This window comes from Pseudomonas sp. GW821-FHT04C07 (genome assembly GCF_059420325.1).
The window spans coordinates 1-21,623 of sequence record NZ_JBWKTM010000019.1 but is presented as its reverse complement, the minus strand read 5'-3'; the positions used below and the strand labels follow the sequence as shown (position 1 = coordinate 21,623).

The 21,623-nt window shown below is 58.7% G+C and carries 15 protein-coding genes; 4 read left to right on the top strand and 11 right to left on the bottom strand.

Going from position 1 to position 21,623, the window contains the following annotated elements; translation table 11 throughout:
- The first annotated feature begins 8 nt into the window (after positions 1 to 8).
- Positions 9 to 1,748, top strand: coding sequence for a PTS fructose-like transporter subunit IIB (locus AC07UI_RS26835; protein WP_494995332.1), 1,740 nt, complete (start codon positions 9 to 11; stop codon positions 1,746 to 1,748).
- A 194-nt stretch (positions 1,749 to 1,942) separates the two neighbouring features.
- Here AC07UI_RS26835 and AC07UI_RS26830 read toward each other — a convergent pair whose 3' ends face one another.
- On the bottom strand, positions 1,943 to 4,471 hold the full coding sequence (locus AC07UI_RS26830) for a PepSY domain-containing protein (protein ID WP_494995387.1): 2,529 nt from the start codon (positions 4,469 to 4,471) through the stop codon (positions 1,943 to 1,945).
- 468 nt (positions 4,472 to 4,939) lie between these two features.
- Positions 4,940 to 6,103 (bottom strand): type III PLP-dependent enzyme, encoded by a 1,164-nt coding sequence (locus AC07UI_RS26825; RefSeq protein WP_494995331.1) that lies wholly within the window; start codon positions 6,101 to 6,103, stop codon positions 4,940 to 4,942.
- Between the two features lie 515 nt (positions 6,104 to 6,618).
- Between AC07UI_RS26825 and AC07UI_RS26820 the strand changes: the two genes are divergently transcribed.
- Complete coding sequence (locus AC07UI_RS26820) at positions 6,619 to 8,202, top strand: peptide chain release factor 3 (RefSeq protein ID WP_494995330.1); 1,584 nt, start codon at positions 6,619 to 6,621, stop codon at positions 8,200 to 8,202.
- 769 nt (positions 8,203 to 8,971) lie between these two features.
- Positions 8,972 to 9,220, top strand: coding sequence for a hypothetical protein (locus AC07UI_RS26815; RefSeq protein WP_494995329.1), 249 nt, complete (start codon positions 8,972 to 8,974; stop codon positions 9,218 to 9,220).
- A gap of 110 nt (positions 9,221 to 9,330) precedes the next feature.
- Here AC07UI_RS26815 and AC07UI_RS26810 read toward each other — a convergent pair whose 3' ends face one another.
- The 9 genes from AC07UI_RS26810 to AC07UI_RS26770 form a co-directional block, all read right to left on the bottom strand.
- Complete coding sequence (locus AC07UI_RS26810) at positions 9,331 to 10,302, bottom strand: peptide ABC transporter ATP-binding protein (RefSeq protein ID WP_494995328.1); 972 nt, start codon at positions 10,300 to 10,302, stop codon at positions 9,331 to 9,333.
- Positions 10,302 to 11,270, bottom strand: a complete 969-nt coding sequence (locus AC07UI_RS26805; protein WP_494995327.1) for an ABC transporter ATP-binding protein — start codon at positions 11,268 to 11,270, stop codon at positions 10,302 to 10,304. The genes AC07UI_RS26810 and AC07UI_RS26805 overlap by 1 nt, the downstream gene beginning before the upstream one ends.
- Positions 11,271 to 11,280: 10 nt before the next feature.
- Complete coding sequence (locus AC07UI_RS26800) at positions 11,281 to 12,192, bottom strand: ABC transporter permease subunit (protein WP_494995326.1); 912 nt, start codon at positions 12,190 to 12,192, stop codon at positions 11,281 to 11,283.
- A gap of 10 nt (positions 12,193 to 12,202) precedes the next feature.
- On the bottom strand, positions 12,203 to 13,213 hold the full coding sequence (locus AC07UI_RS26795) for an ABC transporter permease subunit (RefSeq protein WP_494995325.1): 1,011 nt from the start codon (positions 13,211 to 13,213) through the stop codon (positions 12,203 to 12,205).
- Between the two features lie 73 nt (positions 13,214 to 13,286).
- Positions 13,287 to 14,882, bottom strand: a complete 1,596-nt coding sequence (locus AC07UI_RS26790; protein WP_494995324.1) for an ABC transporter substrate-binding protein — start codon at positions 14,880 to 14,882, stop codon at positions 13,287 to 13,289.
- Positions 14,883 to 14,960: 78 nt separating this feature from the next.
- The gene (locus AC07UI_RS26785; protein WP_494995323.1) at positions 14,961 to 16,355 is read right to left on the bottom strand and encodes an OprD family porin; all 1,395 of its coding nucleotides are present in this window, start codon (positions 16,353 to 16,355) and stop codon (positions 14,961 to 14,963) included.
- Positions 16,356 to 16,522: 167 nt separating this feature from the next.
- Positions 16,523 to 16,654 carry a hypothetical protein gene (locus tag AC07UI_RS26780; RefSeq protein WP_494995391.1) on the bottom strand — a complete coding sequence of 44 codons (132 nt, stop codon included), beginning with the start codon at positions 16,652 to 16,654 and terminating at the stop codon, positions 16,523 to 16,525.
- Positions 16,655 to 16,956: 302 nt separating this feature from the next.
- Positions 16,957 to 18,582 (bottom strand): ABC transporter substrate-binding protein, encoded by a 1,626-nt coding sequence (locus AC07UI_RS26775; RefSeq protein WP_494995322.1) that lies wholly within the window; start codon positions 18,580 to 18,582, stop codon positions 16,957 to 16,959.
- A gap of 260 nt (positions 18,583 to 18,842) precedes the next feature.
- Positions 18,843 to 20,444 (bottom strand): ABC transporter substrate-binding protein, encoded by a 1,602-nt coding sequence (locus tag AC07UI_RS26770; protein WP_494995321.1) that lies wholly within the window; start codon positions 20,442 to 20,444, stop codon positions 18,843 to 18,845.
- An 889-nt stretch (positions 20,445 to 21,333) separates the two neighbouring features.
- Here AC07UI_RS26770 and AC07UI_RS26765 point away from each other — a divergent pair.
- On the top strand, positions 21,334 to 21,623 hold a 290-nt coding region (locus tag AC07UI_RS26765; protein WP_494995320.1), incomplete at its 3' end, for a DUF6124 family protein.

The following is a 21,623-nucleotide window of genomic DNA, read 5'->3' as shown; positions in this document are numbered from 1 at the left end:
GGTTCGTAATGAAGTTAGCCATTGTTACTGCCTGCCCGAATGGCATGGTCACCAGTGTGCTCTGCGCGCGTTTGCTCGACGCAGCGGCGCAACGCCAGGGTTGGAGCACCAGCGTCGAAGTGCATGACGCGGCGCATCCGGAACGCCAGTTGTCGGCCGCGACCATCGAAGCTGCTGAGTGGGTGCTGGTGGTCAGCAGCGCGCCGGTGGATATGTTGCGCTTTGTTGGCAAGCGAGTGTTTCAGAGCTCGCCGGCTCAAGCGCTGCAAGACGTCGAAGCGGTATTGCGACGCGGTGCCGAGGAGGCGCAGGTCTATGCCGCGCCCGACGTGGTTGCCACGCCGGCCGCCGTTGGCAAAAGCGCGCCACGGCTGGTCGCAGTGACCGCTTGCCCGACCGGCGTCGCTCATACCTTTATGGCGGCCGAAGCATTACAGCAAGCGGCCAAGCGCCTGGGCTATGAGCTGCTGGTGGAAACCCAGGGCTCGGTCGGTGCACGTAATCCCTTGAGCGCAGCGGCGATTGCCGACGCCGATGTGGTATTGCTGGCGGCGGATATCGAAGTCGCCACTGAGCGTTTTGCCGGCAAGAGGATTTACCGCTGCGGCACGGGCATCGCCTTGAAACAGGCCGAAGCCACGCTGAATAAAGCGTTGGCCGAGGGGCAGCAGGAAAGTGCTGCGACCGGCACCAAAGGTCCGGCCAAGCAAGAAAAAACCGGTGCCTACAAGCACCTTCTGACCGGTGTGTCGTTCATGTTGCCGATGGTGGTGGCCGGCGGGTTGATGATCGCCTTGTCATTTGTCTTCGGTATCACGGCGTTCAAAGAGCCAGGGACCCTGGCCGCGGCGCTGATGCAGATCGGTGGCGAGAGCGCATTCAAGCTGATGGTGCCGCTGCTTGCCGGTTACATCGCCTACTCGATCGCCGACCGTCCGGGCCTGGCGCCGGGGATGATTGGCGGTCTGTTAGCCAGTACCCTGGGGGCGGGTTTTATCGGTGGGATCATTGCCGGTTTTATCGCCGGTTATGCCGCGCAAGCGATCAATCGCTGGGCGCGCTTGCCGCAAAGTCTCGAAGCGTTGAAGCCAATCCTGATCATCCCGTTGCTGGCCAGCCTGTTCACGGGGCTGGTGATGATCTACGTGGTGGGTAAACCGATTGCCGGGTTGCTTGAAGGGCTGACTCACTTCCTCGACAGCATGGGCACGACCAACGCGATTCTGCTCGGTGTGTTGCTCGGCGGCATGATGTGCGTTGACCTTGGTGGGCCGATCAACAAAGCCGCTTATGCGTTCTCGGTGGGCCTGCTGGCATCGCAAAGTTATGCACCGATGGCCACTACCATGGCTGCCGGTATGGTGCCGCCGATTGGTATGGGCATCGCTACGTTCATCGCCCGCCGCAAGTTTGCCCAGGCCGAGCGTGAAGCCGGCAAAGCGGCATTTGTGCTCGGCCTGTGCTTTATCTCCGAAGGGGCGATCCCGTTTGCCGCCAAGGACCCGTTGCGGGTGATCCCGGCGAGCATCGCCGGCGGTGCGTTGACTGGCGCACTGTCGATGTACTTCAGCTGCAAGCTGATGGCGCCGCACGGTGGGCTGTTCGTTATGCTGATCCCGAATGCAATCAACCATGCGTTGTTGTATCTCTTGGCGATTGTCGCCGGGAGTTTGCTGACGGCGGTGACGTATGCGCTGATCAAGCGGCCTGAGGTGGTTGAGTTGGTTCTGGAGCCGGCAGAAGCCTGATGCCTGTAGGAAGCAGGGGGGCGCCTAGCTGTTGCCTGCGATAAGGTCAACGCGGTCTAGCTGGCGCACCGCGTTATGATCGTTCCCACGCTCTGCGTGGGAATGCCGCTCTGGACGCTCTGCGTCTGCTTTGGATGTGACGCGCAGCGGCACGGGATGCATTCCCACGCGGGAGCGATCAGTTACTCGGTGTATCAGTAAACATCCCGTCGATAACGCCCTTGCTCGATCAGCTTCTCAACCTCTTGAGCCCCCAGCACGTCATTGAGCACCTGATCCACACCCGCCGCCATCCCTTGCAGGCTGCCGCAGATATAAATGGCCGCACCATCGGCCAGCCACTTTTTCAACTCTTCGGCTGCGTCGCGCAGTCGATCCTGCACATAGATCTTCTCTTGCTGATCCCGCGAGAACGCCAGGTCCAGGCGCGCCAGATCGCGGCATGCCAGCCATTCGTGCAGCTCGTCCCGGCAATGGAAGTCATGCTCGGCATTACGCTCACCGAACAACAACCAGTTGCGTTGCTGACCATCGGCGATGCGTGCTTTGAGCAGGCTGCGCAGCCCCGCCAGCCCGGTGCCGTTGCCTAGCAGGATTAGCGGTCGTGGTTCTGCGGGTAGATGGAAACCGCTGTTGCGCCGCACCCGCAGGCTGATGGCAGAACCCAGCGGCGCGTGTTCGGTCAACCAGCCGGAGCCGATGCCCAGACTGCCATCGGCGTGACGCTCCTGACGCACGATCAGTTCCAGTAGGCCGTCGCTGGCGATCGAGGCAATCGAGTATTCGCGCATGGCCAACGGCACCAGGGCATCGACCAATGCCTGGGCTTGCAGACCGACCAGATGAACACGATTGTCGGGCAGCTGGCGACCTGCCAGGGCTTGGGCCAGGGTTTCCTGCAAGCCGTCGAGCTGGACTGGAGCTGTCGCAGGCAGGCTCATCCCTCTCAGAAAATGCTCGACTGCAGCACCGCTGTTGCGCGGCAGGATTTCCACCAGATCGCCGGCCAGCCAACTGCTGGCGGTTGGCGCGGTCAGCCCCAGCAAATACACGCCTGAGCCACTGCTGTCAGGGTTGAGTAGCCTGCGCTGGCTCAGCGTCCAGTTGTCGAAACTCGGTGCTTTCCAGGTGTCCACCGGGGTATGCCCGGTCAGCTGACCGAGTTGCTGTTGCCAGTGCCGCAGGGCGTAGGGGTCGCCGCTGTCGACTTCAATCGGGGCGAACAGCGTGGCGCCGCCATGTTCTGCGAGCCAGGCGTGCAGACGTCGGGCAAAGCCACAGAAGTGCTGATACTGCCGATCACCGAGACCCAGCACCGTGTAATTGAGGTTGTTTAGTGTCAACGCCTGTCCGAGCACTTTGCGTTCGAAGCCTCGGGCGCTGTCCGGTGCTTCACCGTCGCCGAAAGTACTGACCACGAACAACGCGTGGTTTGACTCTCGCAAATGCTGTTCGCTGACATCCGCCAATGGCTGCACTTTGACCGGCACCCCGGCGGCCTGCAATTGGCCGGCGGTTTGCCACGCCAGCTGTTCGGCAAAACCGCTTTGGCTGGCGAAACCGATCAGCCAGGCCGTTGCATCGCTGTTGTTATGACCCAGGCCTTTGCGGGCGTCTTTTACCTGGCGTTTCTTGCGTCGACGATCCAGGTACAACAGCCAGCCGGTGACAAAGAACAGCGGCATGGTCAGGGCGGCGAGGGTCAGCACAATGCGCCCCACAATCCCGAAGTAACTGCCGACATGCAGCGCGTAAATACTGGTCAGCAGTTGTGCCTTGAAGCTTTTGTCGGCATAGCGATCATGCCGGCTGACAGCGCCATTGGCCGGATCGAGCATGATCTTGTTCAGCGCACGATCATGGGGCGAGTTCTTCAGCAGGTAAAACACCGTGGCCGGTTGTCCGGCCACTGGCGGCATGCGGATGTTGTAGGCACTCAAGCCTGGGCCGGCAGTGCTGTAGATGCTGCTCCACATCGCGCGGTAATCGGCGGTCGGTGCCGGGCCGGACGGCGGTGCGCCTCGGCCGCCTTTACGCATCTGGCTATCGGGAGAATCCGAGAGCAGCTTGTTCAGGCCTTTGTTGTACCACTCATAGGACCAGGACAATCCGGTCAATGCCGCCAGCAGATAGAAAATCAGGCACCAGGTACCGGCCACCGAATGCAGGTCCCAATTGAAGCTGCGGCCTTTTTTTGCCCAGTCGAAGGTCAGCCAGGCGCGCCAGCTTGCGACCTGCCGCGGCCAGCGCAGATAGAGGCCGGACAGGCAGAAGAAAATCAGAATCAGCGTGCAGGCGCCGGTGATTTGCCGGCCGGTATCGCCCATCGCCAGGAAGCGGTGCAGCTGCAGCATCAGGCCAAAGAAGTCCTGACCTGTAGCATCGCCCATGAAGTCGCCGGTGTAGGGGTCGAAGTAGCGCATCTGTCCGCGACGCTCGCCGGGCGGCGGGGTGAAGAACACCCGCGCGGCGTTACCGCTGTCGGTTTCGACCCAGAGCATCGAGACCTTTTTGCCTTCAGCGGCCTCGATTTTCTCCACCAGTTCGGCAGGCGGCAGCACACCGGCCAGCGGCTTCCCGACCTGCAAGACCTGTGGGTTCAGTGCCCGCAGGATCTCGTCCTGAAACGACACCGCCGCACCGGTAATGCCCATCAAGGCCAGCACCAGCCCGGCACTGATGCCGAAGAACCAATGCAGCTGGAACAGGGTTTTCTTCAACACGTCGACCGCCTTGTTCATCTGAAACTGTTTGTTCAAGAAAAATTCACGGCGTGCATTATGCCGTGGGTTGTCGAGAAACATTCCTCTTTACATGCAAAAGCCCCGCTCATCGTGATGAGCGGGGCCTGGCGACTTCACATGTGAATCAGACTTCATGAGAGTGGCAGGCTCAGCGCTGTTGAGCGCGAGCGATCCGCAGATCCAGGCGTTGGCCACGGATTATCAGCAGCGGGCGGCCGAGTTGGCGGGAGAAGTTAGATCGTTCCCACGCTCCCGCGTGGGAACGCAGCCTGTGACGCTCTGCGTCACATTGGACGCAGAGCGTCCATGGAGTCATTCCCACGCAGAGCGTGGGAACGATCAGCGGTGTCTAGTCCTGAAACAGGTGTAAACCTTATTCAGGACGAGACACGGCACACAAAAAAGCCCATGACACGTCATGGGCTTTTTAATTTCAGCGATCTGCGTTTAAACGTAGAACGACTTCAGCGGCGGGAAGCCATTGAACTCAACGGCGCTGTAGCTGGTGGTGTATGCGCCGGTGGACAGCCAGTACAAGCGGTCGCCGATGGCCAGGTTCAGTGGCAAGCCGTACTTGTAGTTCTCGTACATGATGTCGGCGCTGTCGCAGGTTGGGCCGGCGATGACCACTTCTTCCATCTCGCCTTTTTTCTCGGTCCAGATCGGGAACTTGATGGCTTCGTCCATGGTTTCGATCAGGCCGGAGAATTTGCCCACATCCGTGTACACCCATCGCTCTACGGCGGTACGGGATTTACGGGCTACCAGCACCACTTCGCTGACCAGGATGCCGGCGTTGGCGATCAGCGAACGGCCTGGTTCCAGGATGATTTCCGGCAGGTCGTCACCGAAATCTTCCTTGAGGAAACGGATGATTTCTTCGGCGTAGGTTTCCAGGCTGTTGGTGCGGGTGATGTAGTTGGCCGGGAAGCCGCCGCCCATGTTGATCAGCTTGAGGTGGATGCCGTCTTCTTCTTTCAGACGTTCGAAGATCACTTTGACCTTGGCGATTGCTGCGTCCCAGACGCTGATGTCGCGCTGCTGCGAACCAACGTGGAACGATACGCCGTATGGCACCAGGCCCAGGTCGCGAGCGAGGATCAGCAGGTCCATGGCCATGTCGGTCTGGCAGCCGAATTTGCGCGACAGTGGCCAGTCAGCCGTGGTCGAGCCTTCGGTGAGGATGCGCACATAGACTTTCGAGCCCGGTGCAGCCTTGGCGATGTTGCGCAGGTCCGCTTCGGAGTCGGTGGAGTACAGACGCACGCCCTTCTCGTAGAAGTAGCGGATGTCCCTGGATTTCTTGATGGTGTTGCCGTAGCTGATGCGATCCGGGCTGACGCCCTGGTTCAGGACTTTATCGAGCTCGTAGATCGAGGCGATGTCGAAGCTCGAACCTTTCTCTTTGAGCAGGTCAATGATTTCGACGGCCGGGTTGGCCTTGACCGCGTAGTAAACCTTGGCAAATTCGAAACCAGCGCGCAGGTCGTCATAGGCCTGGGCAATCATCGCGGTGTCGATGACCACGAACGGGGTTTCTTGTTTGTCGGCGAAGGCCTTCATTTTCTGAAAGGTTTCGCGCGCGAAATAGTCTTCGACATTGATCGACATACTTGGGAGCTCCTAATGGCAAACGGGTAAAAACAATGGGTGCAAATGAACGTCCTCCGTATCCCCACTTTGGTTCGCCTACTTCCCAAGGCATGTCCGCCGAAAGCAAAAAGGTCAACCGTGCAGAGCGCTACGGGTGACCTTGCTGTCTCGTCGTCAGTACTTGAGCCGGATGGATCGTTTCCAGCATGGACGTTCGGCGCGAACTTTAGGGCGTGAGGAGCTTGAGATCAACAAAAAATGTCGCGTTTTTGCACGCGTCCGTCGCGAGCTCCTGGCCAGCCACTTATGTAACCGACCCAGATGACAGGCTGATGTTCCCCGATCGGGGGAAATGGGCAGGATTTTCTGACAGACCGAGTCCTTGCCCGCGATGTCGTCAGATCAGGCCGGCGCCGCTTTGTCAGGCTGATGGGTTGGTTTTCGGTTCCTGATGTGCTCAACGGTTCGGTTCCGGGTTCAACTTGGGCTATAATCGCGGCCCTTTTTTTGAATCACCTGCCAGGCGATTTCCCATGACCAAACAGGCCGCCGAAGTCGCGAAACGCCGCACTTTCGCCATTATTTCCCACCCCGATGCGGGTAAAACCACCATCACCGAGAAGTTGTTGCTGATGGGCAAGGCTATTGCGGTGGCCGGTACGGTCAAATCCCGTAAGTCGGACCGTCATGCCACCTCCGACTGGATGGAAATGGAAAAGCAGCGTGGTATCTCCATTACCACGTCGGTCATGCAGTTCCCGTATCGCGATCACATGATCAACCTGCTCGACACCCCGGGCCACGAAGACTTCTCCGAAGACACCTACCGCACCCTGACTGCGGTCGACTCGGCGCTGATGGTGCTCGACGGTGGTAAAGGCGTCGAACCACGGACCATCGCCCTGATGGACGTCTGCCGTTTACGCGATACACCGATTGTCAGCTTCATCAACAAACTCGACCGGGACATTCGTGACCCCATCGAGCTGCTCGACGAGATCGAAGCGGTCCTGAAGATCAAAGCCGCGCCGATCACTTGGCCGATCGGTTGCTACCGCGACTTCAAGGGCGTGTACCACCTCGCCGACGACTACATCATTGTTTACACCGCCGGCCACGGCCACGAGCGCACCGATGTGAAAATCATCAAGAAGCTCGATTCCGATGAAGCCCGCGCGCACCTGGGTGATGAATACGACCGTTTCGTCGATCAACTGGAACTGGTGCAGGGTGCTTGCCACGAATTCAATCAACAGGAATTCATGGACGGCCAGCTGACCCCGGTGTTCTTCGGGACCGCCTTGGGCAACTTCGGTGTCGATCACGTGCTCGATGCCGTGGTCAACTGGGCGCCCAAGCCGCTGGCCCGTGTCGCGAACGAGCGTACGGTCGAGCCGGTTGAGGAGAAATTCACCGGCTTTGTGTTCAAGATCCAGGCAAACATGGATCCTAAACACCGTGACCGGATTGCCTTCATGCGTATTTGTTCCGGCAAGTACGACAAGGGCATGAAAATGCGCCACGTACGGACTGGCAAGGATGTGCGGATCGGCGATGCGCTGACCTTCTTCTCCTCCGAGCGTGAGCAACTGGAAGAAGCCTTCGCCGGCGACATCATCGGCCTGCACAACCACGGCACGATCCAGATCGGCGACACCTTCACCGAGGGCGAGGTACTGGGTTTCACCGGGATCCCGCACTTCGCCCCGGAACTGTTCCGTCGCGTGCGTCTGAAGGACCCGCTCAAGTCCAAGCAACTTCGACAAGGCCTGCAACAGCTGGCCGAAGAAGGCGCAACCCAGGTGTTCTTCCCGGAGCGCAGCAACGACATCATCCTTGGCGCCGTTGGTGTGCTGCAGTTCGATGTGGTCGCCAGCCGCTTGAAAGAGGAATACAAGGTCGAGTGCGCTTATGAGCCGATCACCGTGTGGTCCGCCCGCTGGATTGATTGCAGCGATAAGAAGAAGCTGGAAGAGTTCAGCGTCAAGGCTGTGGAAAACCTCGCCCTCGACGGCGGCGGTCACCTGACTTACCTGGCCCCGACCCGGGTCAACCTGGCCCTGATGGAAGAGCGCTGGCCGGACGTGAAATTCCGTGCGACGCGTGAGCATCACTAAGCACTGGCTGGTGACACCCGAAAGCCCACTGTGAAAACAGTGGGCTTTTTTTTGCAGGCGACTTCGATCTTTGTGGCGAGAGAGCTTGCTTCTGCCGGCCAGTCCGCGCTCGGGCGAAGCAGTCGTAAAGTCGTTGCATGCGGTGTGTCTGGAAGAATGGGATAGATCGTTCCCACGCTCTGCGTGGGAATGCCTCACTGGACGCTCCGCGTCCGCTTCGGCAGTGACGCAGAGCGTCACGGGCTGCATTCCCACGCAGAGCGTGGGAACGATCATTGGCAGATCTGACACCCAGTAATCAAAAAACGGGCGGCTCTGAGGTCGCCCATTCTTGATGTGGCGGGATTTCCGAGGCGGGTGTAGGACGTGCGGTGCTGGCCCGAAAAACATCGCAGCCTGCGGCAGGACCTACGGTGGAGCGCGGTCAATTGTGGCGAGGGAGCTTGCTCCCGTTGGGCTGCGGCCCTGAATTCATCCGGCACGGTGTTTCAGGAACACCGCATCTAACTGTTTCACTTCTGCTGCGCCCGAGCGCGGACCGACCAGTGGGAGCCAGCTCTCTAGCCACAAGTATTGGTCATTCATTAAATAGCGATTTGAAATAAACATTAGTCCAAACCCGTCTGTTGACGAAGGGCATTTGGTGACCTCCATTAGTGTCATATCTGGTGTATCCCGAATATCCGGACTAGATTTCAGACAGCGCTGCGGTCCTTGCGCACAAGGTCTGTGGCTTCGGTGATTCACCTACGAAAGGATGGAATCAGCTATGAGCATTTTTCAACGCATGGTTTTACTGATCAAAGTGCTGGTGTTGCTGTCGGTGGGCACTTCGGCAGCGTGGGCGAGCAGCGGCGCGGTACAGGACCAGGGTTTCTGGGCGGCAAAAAGTGTTCAGGGCAGTGGTTTGATAGCCGCCAAGTCCGAATCCGAATCTGGGGGGCAGGATCAGGGCGGCAGTAAAGGCGATGACGACTCGACCACCGACGATAATCCCGAAGACGATACCCAGGGTTAAGGATCCAGACAAAAGAAAACCCCTCTTGCCGGACTGATGCGCAATCCTGATGGAGGGGTTTGGATAACTCGTTGAAAGCGCCCCCAAGAGGGCGCTTTTTCATGCCCGGCTTATACGACGAATTGCTCGGCGTAATGGCAGGCCACCTGGCGGTTGTCGAGTGAGCGCAGGACCGGCTCTTCGGTGCTGCAGCGCTCGGTGGCGTACGGGCAGCGCTTGTGGAAGGCGCAGCCGGACGGCGGATTGAGCGGGTTAGGCAATTCGCCGACGATCTTGATTTTCGGCTTGCTCGGGTCCGGATGGATGGTCGGTGTAGCCGATAGCAGTGCCTGGGTGTAGGGGTGCAGAGGACGAGTGTAGATGTCTTCTTTGGGACCCATTTCCACCGGACGGCCGAGGTACATCACCAGCACCTGATCGGCGACATGGCGCACCACCGCGAGGTTGTGAGAGATGAACACGTAGGCAGTGTTGAACTCTTGCTGAAGGTCCATGAACAGGTTGAGTACCTGCGCCTGAATCGACACGTCGAGGGCCGAAGTCGGTTCGTCCGCCACCAGCACTTTGGGTTGCAACATCATCGCTCGAGCCAAGGCAATCCGCTGGCGCTGACCACCGGAGAACATGTGTGGGTAACGCTGGTAGTGCTCAGGGCGCAAGCCAACCTGTTTCATCATCGCCTGGACTTTCTCGCGACGCTCGGCGGCGGACAGACTGGTGTTGATCAGCAGCGGTTCAGCGAGCTGGTCGCCGATTTTCTGCCGTGGATTCAATGAGGCGTAAGGGCTCTGGAAAACCATCTGCACATCTTTGCGCAGCTGCTTGCGTTCGGCCTTGTTGGCACCGGCCACTTCTTGCCCTGCGATTTTCAGCGAACCGGAGGAGGGTTCTTCGATCAGCGTCAGGGCGCGGGCCAGGGTCGATTTACCGCAGCCCGACTCGCCTACAACAGCGAGGGTCTTGCCGGCTTCCAGTTCGAACGACACGCCATTGAGCGCGCGAACCAGCGCGGTGCCTTTGAACAGGCCTCGGGAAACTTCGTAGTGACGGGTAAGGTCGCGGGCGGTGAGAACGACGCTCATTACGCCACCTCCTGATTCAAGGGGTAGAAGCAGCGGGCGAGGCTGTTGGTTTTCGGGTCCAGACCTGGACGTTGTTGACGACAGCTGTCCTGCACGTAGGGGCAGCGCGGCGACAGCAGGCAGCCTTGCGGACGGTCATAACGGCCGGGAACGATGCCCGGCAGGGTGGCCAGGCGCGAGGAACCCAGGCTGTGCTCGGGAATGGCCTTGAGCAGCGCTTCGCTGTACGGGTGCGCCGGGATGTCGAACAACTGCGGCACCTGACCGACTTCTACCGCTTGGCCGGCGTACATCACGCACACGCGCTGAGCGGTTTCGGCAACCACCGCCAGGTCGTGAGTGATCAGCACCAGGCCCATGTTGTGCTCTTGTTGCAGGTTGAGCAGCAGGTCCATGATCTGCGCCTGAATCGTCACGTCCAACGCGGTGGTCGGTTCGTCAGCGATCAGCAGTTTGGGTTCGCCGGCAATCGCCATGGCAATCGCCACGCGTTGGCTCATACCGCCGGAGAGTTGATGCGGGTAGGCGTCCATACGGCTCGCGGCGCCCGGGATTTCGACTTTTTCCAGCAGCTCGATGGCGCGCTTGCGGGCGGCCTTGCTGGACATTTTCAGGTGCAGACGCAGCACTTCTTCGATCTGGAAACCCACGGTGTAGCTCGGGTTCAGTGCGGTCATCGGATCCTGGAAAACCATCGCCAGGTCCTTGCCGACAATGCGCCGACGTTGGCGGGCGCTGAGCTTGAGCATGTCCTGGCCGTCGAAGCTGAGGGCGTCAGCGGTGACGATGCCCGGGTGCTCGATCAGGCCCATCAGCGCCATCATGGTCACGGACTTGCCGGAACCCGATTCGCCAACGATGGCCAGTACTTCGCCCTTGTCCACGGAAAGGTCGAGACCGTCGACCACCGGTACGGCGTTTTTGTCGCCAAAGCGAACGTTGAGATTCTTGATTTCTAGCAGTGACATTTGAATCTCCTCAGGCGGCGTTCTTGAGTTTCGGGTCCAGCGCATCGCGCAGGCCGTCACCCATCAAGTTGATTGCCAGCACGCTGAGCAAAATGGTCAAACCAGGCAGGCTGACGACCCACCAGGCGCGTTCGATGTAGTCGCGAGCCGAAGCCAGCATGGTGCCCCACTCAGGGGTTGGCGGTTGTACGCCAAGGCCGAGGAAGCCCAGGGCTGCGGCATCGAGAATCGCCGAGGAGAAGCTCAAGGTCGCCTGAACGATCAGCGGCGCCATGCAGTTAGGCAGCACGGTGATGAACATCAGGCGCGGCAGACCGGCACCGGCCAGGCGCGCGGCGGTCACGTAGTCGCGGTTCAGTTCGCCCATCACCGCAGCGCGGGTCAGACGGACATAGGACGGCAACGAAACCACGGCAATGGCGATGACGGTGTTGATCAGGCCAGGGCCTAAGATGGCAACAATCGCCACAGCCAGCAGCAAGGAGGGCAGGGCCAGCATGATGTCCATCAGGCGCATGATGGTCGGGCCGAGCACGCGCGGGAAGAACCCGGCGAACAGGCCCAGCAGAATGCCCGGAATCAGCGACATGACCACCGATGACAGACCGATCAGCAGCGACAGGCGTGAGCCGGTGATCAGCCGTGACAGCAGGTCACGCCCCAACTCATCGGTACCGAGCAGGAACTGCAGCTGGCCGCCTTCTAGCCAGGCTGGCGGGGTCAGCAGGAAGTCACGGAATTGTTCGCTGGGGTTGTGTGGGGCAACCCATGGCGCGAACAGTGCGCAAAACACCACGAGGATCATGAACAGCAGACCGGCGACCGCCCCTTTGTTTTTCGAGAAGGCTTGCCAGAACTCTTTGTACGGTGATGGATAAAGCAGGCTTTGATCGACTGCTATTGAGGATGTTGGAGTGCTCATTAGTATGATCTCAGCGCTGGTGACGGATGCGTGGGTTGGCAAAGCCGTAGAGGATGTCCACCACGAAGTTGACCATAATCACCAGGCAGGCGATTAACAGGATGCCGTTTTGCACCACCGGGTAGTCTCGGGCGCCAATGGCTTCAATCAGCCATTTGCCGATGCCGGGCCAGGAGAAAATGGTTTCGGTCAGAACCGCGCCGGCCAACAGGGTGCCGACTTGCAGACCGACAACGGTCAGTACCGGGATCAAGGCGTTACGCAGACCGTGCACAAATACCACGCGCGCTGGCGACAGGCCTTTGGCCCGGGCGGTACGGATGTAGTCTTCGCGCAGCACTTCGAGCATCGAGGAGCGGGTCATCCGGGCGATCACCGCCAGCGGGATGGTGCCGAGCACGATGGCCGGAAGGATCAGGTGATGCAGGGCATCGAAGAAGGCGCTGGTGTCATTGGCCAGCAGGGTGTCGATCAGCATGAAGCCGGTTCTTGGCTCGATGTCATAAAGCAGATCGATCCGCCCGGAGACTGGCGTCAAGCCCAGCGATACCGAGAAGAACATGATCAGGATCAGGCCCCACCAGAAGATCGGCATCGAATAACCCGCAAGGGAGATGCCCATCACTCCATGGTCGAACAGCGATCCTCGCTTCAAGGCGGCGATCACCCCGGCCAGCAGCCCGAGGACACCGGCGAACAGCAGGGCGGCCGAGGACAGCTCCAGGGTCGCCGGGAACAGCGAGGTGAATTCGGTCCAGACGCTTTCACGGGTACGCAGGGATTCGCCAAGGTCGCCGTGGGCGAGTTTGCCGATGTAGTCCAGATACTGGGCATACAGCGGTTTGTTCAGACCCAGGCGTTCCATTGCCTGGGCATGCATCTCAGGGTCGACCCGACGTTCGCCCATCATCACTTCCACGGGGTCGCCGGGGATCATGCGAATCAAAGCGAAAGTCAGCAAGGTGATGCCGAAGAAGGTGGGGATCAACAACCCCACGCGGCGGGCAATAAAACTAAACATCTTCTGGTGTACCTCATCAGCCGGTTAGGCGTGTCCGGCACCGCTGGGATCAACGGTGACGGACGTTTCTTATCTACTTCACCAGGGTGGTAGCGAAGTTGTTAGTGGTCAGAGGGCTAATGTGATAGCCCTCGACGTTCTTGCGCATGGCAGTAAACATTCTTGTGTGTGCCATGCTGATCCAGGGCTGGTCCTGGTGGAAAATCTCCTGGGCTTGCTCATAGAGCGCCGCACGTTCGGCCGGATCAGTCTTCTCACGGGCCTGGTCGATCAGCGCCTGGAATTTCTCGTTGCACCAGCGGGCGTAGTTTTCGCCGTTTTTCGCCGCCTCACAACTGAGCATAGGCGTCAGGAAGTTATCCGGGTCGCCGTTATCGCCCGCCCATCCGGCGGACACCATATCGTGTTCACCGTTTTTGGCGCGCTTGAGCATTTCCCCCCATTCCATGACGCGGATGTCGAGTTTGATCCCGACCTTGGCCAGATCGGCCTGCATCATCTGTGCGCCGAGCATCGGGTTGGGGTTGGTCGGGCCGCCGCCGTTACGGGTGAACAAGGTGAATACAGTGCCTTCCGGCACGCCGGCTTCCTTGAGCAGGGCGCGGGCCTTGTCCAGGTCGTGGGGCGGGTTCTGCAGTTTACTGTTGTAGCCCAACAAGGTCGGCGGATACGGGTTGACGGCGGTCAGGGCGTTACCCTTGCCGAACAGCGCGTTGACATAGGCCTGCTTGTCGAAGGCGATTTCGACCGCCTGACGTACTCGCACGTCGCTCATGTACTTGCGGGAGGTATTGAGCGCGGTATACGAGGTGGTCATCGCTTCGATTTCATCGACCTTCAGGTTTGGATCAGCCTTGAGGTTTGGAATGTCATCGGGTTTTGGATAGAGGGCGATCTGGCACTCGTTGGCCTTGAGCTTCTGCTGACGCACATTGTTGTCGACGGCGATGGCCAGGATCAGCACTTCACTTGGTGGTGCGCCACGGAAGTAATCGGGGTTGGCTTTGAAGCGAACCTGGGCATCCTTGGCGTAACGCTGGAAGACAAACGGGCCGGTGCCGATCGGTTTGCTGTTGAGGTCGTTGGTCTTGCCAGCCTTGAGCAACTGGTCGGCGTACTCGGCCGGGAAGATCGAGGAGAACGCCATGGCCACGTCAGGCAGGAACGGTGCCTCGGGACGGGTCAGGGTGAACCTGACGGTGTAGTCGTCGAGTTTTTCGACGCTTTTGAGCAGCTCTTTGAAACCCATGCTTTCGAAGTACGGAAAGCCCACGCTGGACTTGTCATGCCATGGGTGTTTCGGGTCCAGCTGACGCTGGAAACTCCAGACCACGTCGTCGGCATTCATGTCGCGGGTCGGCTTGAAGTAGTCAGTGGTGTGGAACTTCACACCTTTGCGCAGGTGGAAGGTGTAGCTCAGGCCGTCCGGGCTGATGTCCCAGCTTTCGGCCAGCGCAGGGGCGATTTCGGTCGTGCCGGGTTTGAAGTCCACCAGACGATTGAAGATGGTTTCGGCCACCGCATCGGCTGTGACTGCAGTCGTGTACTGGACCATATCGAAGCCTTCCGGGCTGGCTTCGGTGCAGACCACCAAGGGTTTGGCCGAAATACCGACAGCGACACTCAACAGCGCGGCGGCAATAGCGGCTTGTAAGGGGAGCATCTTCATTAGGAGCCCTCTGCAATCAATTGAACCAGACTGGCTTGAACGGGGGATTCATCATGAATCCGCCGTTCAACTGGCGCTTTAGAGAATGTTGAATGGAATGGTGGTGACCAGACGGAATTCGTTGATGTTGCCGTCGCCCTGATTCTCACTGGCGCGGTGCGTGGTGTAGGTCGCGCGAACGGCGGTGGCTTTCAGCGGGCCGCTCTGTACGGCGTAGGACGCACCGATGCCGTATTCATAGTGGTGCTCGCCATCCAGGTTTTTCACGTCATAGGCGGTGCCGGTGTAATGCGTACCGTCGATGCCCCAGCCGCGGGCCTGGTAGATGTTGAACTTCAGGCCTGGAACGCCGTATTCAGCCATGTTGAGGCCGTAGGCGATCTGGAAGGACTTTTCGTTCGGGCCGTTGAAGTCCGAAAGCAGGGAGTTGGCCAGGTAGATACCGTTGGTTTCGTGCAGGTAGTCGAAGTACTCGTCACCGTTAATTCCCTGGTAAGAGAACGTCAGGCTATGGGCCTGGTGAGTCAGGCCGAACGACAGCGAGTAGGCATCGTTGTCGATTTCACCCATCTCTTTTTTGCCGGTGTCGACGGTTTTGTAGTAGTTCAGGCCAGTGGTCAGGCTCAGAACCGAGCTATCGCCCAGTTCGTGAGTGGCGCCGAAGTAGTACTGGTTCCAGAAGTCTTCGACATTGGAGGCATACAGGCTGGTCTTCAGGCTTTTCAGCGGCTGGTAGTTGAGGCCGACGATGTTCACGTGGTCGGTTTCAGCGCCGTTGTTGGAGTATTCCGAGCGGAATTTCGACAGGCTTTGCTCGGTCCGTGGCGACACGCGATCGAAGGTACCGGCATCGAACGACAGGTTATTGAACTCTTCGCTGTGGATGCTCACACCTTCGAAACTTGAAGGCAGAGGGCGGTTGCCGATGACATCGACAATCGGTGTGCTGAAGTTCTGGCGACCGGCTGTCAGGGTGGTGTTGGATACACGCGCCTTGACGTTGGCCAGACCCAGTTTGCTCCATTGATCTAGCGGATCACCGCTGCTGTCAGTCAGGGTCCGGTTGCTCCCACTGGCGCCACCGTTACCAGCCGCGACGTCGTGACGGCTGCGATCCAGAGCAATCGCGTTGTACGCCGCGACTTCAGTACTGAAACCTACAGTGCCTTGGGTAAAGCCCGAGGTGTAATTGAGGATTGTGCCTTGAACCCAGTTGATACGACGTGGAGTCGTGGTGAGCACGCCGTCTTTTTGATATTTGAAGCGGTCATCACGACGCTTCAACTCGTTTGCATACCAGTTACGGGTAGTCCCCGACAGGCTTTGCCCTTCGATAAAACCTTTGGTATCGGCCTGTGCGCTGGTGCTGTTGAGCTGGGTTGGAACGAAGTCCTGGCTCACGCTTTCTGCGTAGGCGGTGGCCGTAATGCTGCTGATGGCCAAGGCTAATAACGCGGTGCTGCTCAATCTCATGGGTGAAGCTCCGTTCTTTCTTTTTTTGATGCCGGTTTTTGCTCGTCCGGCTATTGGTTTTTAATTCAATCAAGGCATTGCAAACGTTTGCTAGAGGCCAGTTGGCCGATTTCAGGCAACACGATTGCTGGAGAGCGAAATTCGCGCTCCGGGATTCGGTCAGTTATTTACGAAGTGATGCCGACAGCCGGGCTACCTTCCGTGCAGAACACCAGGCTATTGCTGGAGGCCTGACTGATCGATGTGCCGGCCAGCAAGCCTGTGCCCGGCAATGCGGATGTAACCAAGGTGTGGCGCATGACGCTCCTTCTCTTGTTAGTGTCTTGATCAGCGAGTAATCGCCCCGTCCCGGGACGTGCGGGTATCACTGATCCCAAACCATCGCGTACAGCAGTGCCGGCCAAAATCGTAGAACTGCCGTGCCTCGACGGTATGAGTCGCAGGCGAGGCGGTAAATGCGTAAGGCCTGAAAGACGCGTAGGAAAAGGCAATACGCCCTAGAGCCGCTGCTGTAGTACGCAGCGGTTTCGGATGTAAGCGGATTCTGCGGTCCTGGCAGGTAAAGCAACGGCGACGTCAGGGACGCCGCCGTTGCCAGACCTTATTTGCTGACGCTGACGCCGTAGAAGGAGTTCAAGCCAAACGGGCTGATCTTGAAGTCCTGCACGTTGTTGCGCATGGGTTGGAACACCGTCGAGTGAGCGATAGGTGTCATTGGAACGGCGTCTTTGAGGACGTGTTGCGCCTGTTTGTACAGTTCGGTGCGCTTGGCCTGATCGGTGGTGCGCTTGGCTTCTTTCACGATGCCGTCAAACTTCTTGTCACACCACTTGGAGAAGTTGTTGCCCTGCAGCGAATCGCAGCCGAACAGCACATTCAGCCAGTTGTCCGGGTCACCGTTGTCGCCGCTCCAGCCAATCAGCATCGCGCCGTTTTCGCCGCCTTTGGAGCGCTTGATGTACTCGCCCCACTCATAGGTCACGATCTTGGCCTTGATACCGATCTTGGCCCAGTCGGACTGCAGCATTTCAGCCATCAGTTTGGCGTTCGGGTTGTAAGGACGCTGCACCGGCATCGCCCACAGGTTGATCTCGGTGCCTTCCTTGATGCCGGCTTCCTTGAGCAGCTCTTTGGCTTTCTCAGGGTTGTACGGCACATCCTTGATGGTGGTGTCGTAAGACCACTGGGTTGGCGGCATGGCGTTGACCGCCAGTTGACCCGCACCCTGGTAAACCGAGTCGATGATTTGCTGTTTGTTGACGGCCATGTCCAGTGCCTGACGCACTTTCAGTTGAGCCATCGGGTTCGGCTGATCGCTGCCCTTGATCTTGTCCATCACGTTGTAGGCGATGTAACCCAGGTTGAAACCAGCCTGGTCAGGCACCTTCAGAGTCTTGTCTTCTTTCAGCGCTTTCAGGTCGGCCGGGCGTGGGAACAGAGTGATCTGGCACTCGTTCTTTTTCAGCTTCTGAATACGCACCGACGGGTCGGTGGTGATGGCGAAGATCAGGTTGTCGATCTTGACGTCGTCAGGCTTCCAGTAGTCCTTGTTCCCGGTGTAACGGATGTTGGAGTCTTTCTGGTAGCTCTTGAACACGAACGGACCAGTGCCGACCGGCTTCTGGTTGATATCGGCGGCTTTGCCTTCCTTGAGCAACTGGGCAGCGTACTCGGCGGACTGGACCGAAGCGAAGCTCATGGCCATGTTCTGGATGAACGCGGCATCAACTTCTTTGAGGGTGAACTTGACGGTGTGATCGTCGACTTTATCGATCTTGGTGATGTTGGTGTCCATCCCCATGTCGGTGAAGTACGGGAATTCGGTCGGGTACGCCTTACGGAACGGGTCATCCTTGTTAATCATGCGATTGAAGGTGAACAGCACGTCGTCGGCGTTGAAGTTACGCGTCGGCTTGAAATACGGTGTGGTGTGGAACTTCACCCCGTCGCGCAGATGGAAGGTGTAGGTCAGGCCATCCGGGGAAATGTCCCAGCTGGTGGCCAGGCCAGGAACAACGGCGGTGCCGCCACGTTCGAACTGGCTCAAACGGTTGAACATGGTTTCTGCTGAGGCGTCGAAGTCGGTTCCGGTGGTGTACTGACCAGGATCGAAACCGGCCGGGCTCCCTTCGGAGCAGAACACCAGGTTAGTCGCAGCTTGGGCGAAAGGTGCGCTAGCTAACAAGCTTGCGCCGACTAAAAACGGAATGACCGCGTGTTTAAGCATGGTGGCCTCATGATTTGTTGTCATTTTTGGAGTTAGAGGACGACCTCGTGAGTCGACCTGCGGATACTTATGCAGGCCCCATACCCAATGCAAGATCCTGAGCGGTCACAAGTCTGAAACAGTGGTACGAACGTACACGAATGTCGCATTGTTGTAAGTTCTGACGCATTTTACCGTTTGCGAGCGGTTTACTCGGTGCATTGGGCGCACCGAATGAGGTCAATCGGGGGCGTCTGACGCACCCGGTTGGGGCAATGGTGTTACTTATTTATACCCACACCGTAGAACGGAGTCAGGCCAAACGGGCTGATTTTGAAGTCCTGCACTTCCTTGCGCAGCGGCTGGAATACCGTCGAATTCGCAATCGGTGTGATAGGTACTTGTTCCTTAAGAATTTTTTGGGCCTGTTGATAGAGCTTTATACGTTCTTGAGGATCGGTACTGACTTTGGCTTTTTGTACTAGCTGGTCGTAGGCCGGGTCGCACCATTTGGCGTAGTTGCTGCCTTTGACCGCGGCGCAACTGTAGAGCACACCGAGCCAGTTATCCGGGTCGCCGTTGTCTCCCGTCCAGCCATAAATCATGGTGTCGTGTTCGCCGCTCTTGGCGCGCTTGATGTACTCACCCCACTCAAAACTGACGATGTTGGCCTTGATCCCGACCTTGGCCCAGTCCTGCTGGATCATCTGTGCTGACATCCGCGCGTTGGGATTGGAGGCGCGCTGCACCGTCATCGCCCATAAATCGATGGTGGTGCCGGGGGCAATGCCTGCTTCTTTCAGTAGCGCACGGGCCTTGACCGGGTCGTGGGGCGCGTCCTTGATGTTCGGGTCATAAGACCATTGCGCAGGCGGCAGAGCGTTTTGCGCCAGCTGCCCGGCACTTTGGTAGACGGCTTTGATGATCGCCGGCTTATCGATGGCCATGTCCAGGGCCTGACGAACCTTGAGCTGGTCCAGCGGCTTGTGGGTCACGTTGTATGCCAGGAAGCCCAGGTTGAAACCGGCTTGTTTGAGCACTCGCAGGTTTGGGTCCTGCTCCATGATTTCGATGTCGGCCGGACGCGGATAGCCGCTGACCTGGCATTCGCCAGCCTTGAGTTTCTGCAGGCGCACCGAGGCGTCCGGGGTGATCGAGAAAATCAGATTGTCGAGCTTCACATCCTCGGGTTTCCAATACGCGGTGTTTGCGCTGTAGCGGATCTGCGAATCCTTCTGATAGCGCTTGAACACAAACGGCCCGGTGCCGACCGGTTTCTGATTGATGTCTGCGGCTTTGCCTTCTTTAAGCAACTGCGCGGCGTATTCGGCGGACTGGATCGAAGCGAAGCTCATCGCCAGGTTCTGCACGAAGGCTGCGTCGACGTTGTTCAGGCTGAAACTGGCGGTGTGTTCATCGACTTTATTGATGCTCTTGATCGTGGTGTTCAGGCCCATGTCGGTGAAGTAGGGCGACTCGGACGGGTAAGCCTTGCGAAACGGGCTGTCGGCGTCGAGCAAGCGCTGGAAGGTGAACAGCACATCGTCGGCGTTGAAATCGCGCGTCGGCTTGAAGTAGTCGGTGGTGTGAAATTTCACCCCTTCACGAAGATGAAAGGTGTAGGTCAGACCGTCCCTGGATACATCCCAACTTGTCGCCAGTCCAGGTTCAACTTCGGTGCCGCCGCGTTTGAACTGCGTGAGGCGGTTGAAGACGGTTTCGGCGGAGGCGTCGAAATCGGTGCCGCTGGTGTACTGGCTGGGATCGAAGCCGGCGGGACTGGCCTCGGAGCAGTACACCAGTGTGGTCGCGGCCTGAGCCAGTGGCGCGCAGGCGAGGAGGCTGGCAGCGAGCAGTAGCGGTTTGAAGGTGATTCTTTCCATGGAGTCCCCTGGGATGGCCGTTTAGAGCGGTTTTGATGAGTACGGTGGTCGTCGAGAGTAGCGCTGTTGGGGTGTGTGGAGTCAAATTGTCGGTAGGCGTGAATCGATCGCTTGTCTGCGAAGGCGGCCTGTCTCTTGCTGGTGTACACAGATCCCTTGTAGGAGCAGCCGGTCGACGCTCGATTGCTCGCGATGGCGGCCTGACAGCCGACCAATCTCTTGCCGGTGTACATATCCGTTCCTACGGTAACGGCCACTTAGGGTTTCGCTCTTACAGCGAGTCCCTTTTTACAGACGCCGGAATGCCGGCCCAGCTAAAAAAGAACCAAAAACGCTTGCCCCGAGCGTACGGCACCTCGCCAAGGCTCGGCGTTCCCTCGCTCCGGCGCTCATCAGGGGTCGCCGCATTGCGGCGGAATCAGCTTCGCTGACGGCGCTTCGCGCCACCCCCCTGATGAACACCTCCACTCGGCCTTCCGAAGGGGCGGGCAGATCAAAAGCAAGGCGAGGCGGCCTACCGGCCGGCCTGTTTTTTTTGGGGGGTGCGTTTCTCCTACAGAAAGCGCTGTCGGCCGAGTCTGCGGGGGAGAATTTTCCGACGAACTCTGGCGGTTGCGTGGGAGTTGGAGCTTGCCTAACCTTTGGTCGTTGCTGCGAATCAGCGATAGGGCGTGAGAACCCAGGAATCAGTAGGCGCAAAGCGCCAGCACCACCATAATCGTTGTCGGCGTTTTTTTCGTCTGCAAAATGCGTTATGGCGGCTGTGTGCGGGCAGACTTCGGTCTGGCCGGAGTCCTACTGTCCGGTATTCTCACCCCGTACATAGCTGCCACCTCTTTGTCGAGTGAGACCGGTAAGTGATGGCTCCCATTTCAGTAGGAGCTTATGCATGGACAAGATCGTCCCAGACCCACCCTTCAATATAACCACGCCAATCCCGGATGCTCTGAGTGCCGAAGACCTGCTCAAGGACCGTGCCGCTGCGGATCGGGCCCTTGATCATTACCTGGCGCCATCGCTTGATAAGTCCCCTGGTGCGCGGCCGGTCAATATCTTCACCGTAGCCCCCGACCTCGACACCGAATTGCTGCTGGCCAGTGCTTCCGAGACTCTCGCAAGCGCCAATGCCATCGCCTGCGACCTGGCCTTCGATCTCGAAGACTCGCGACGCAGTGTGGT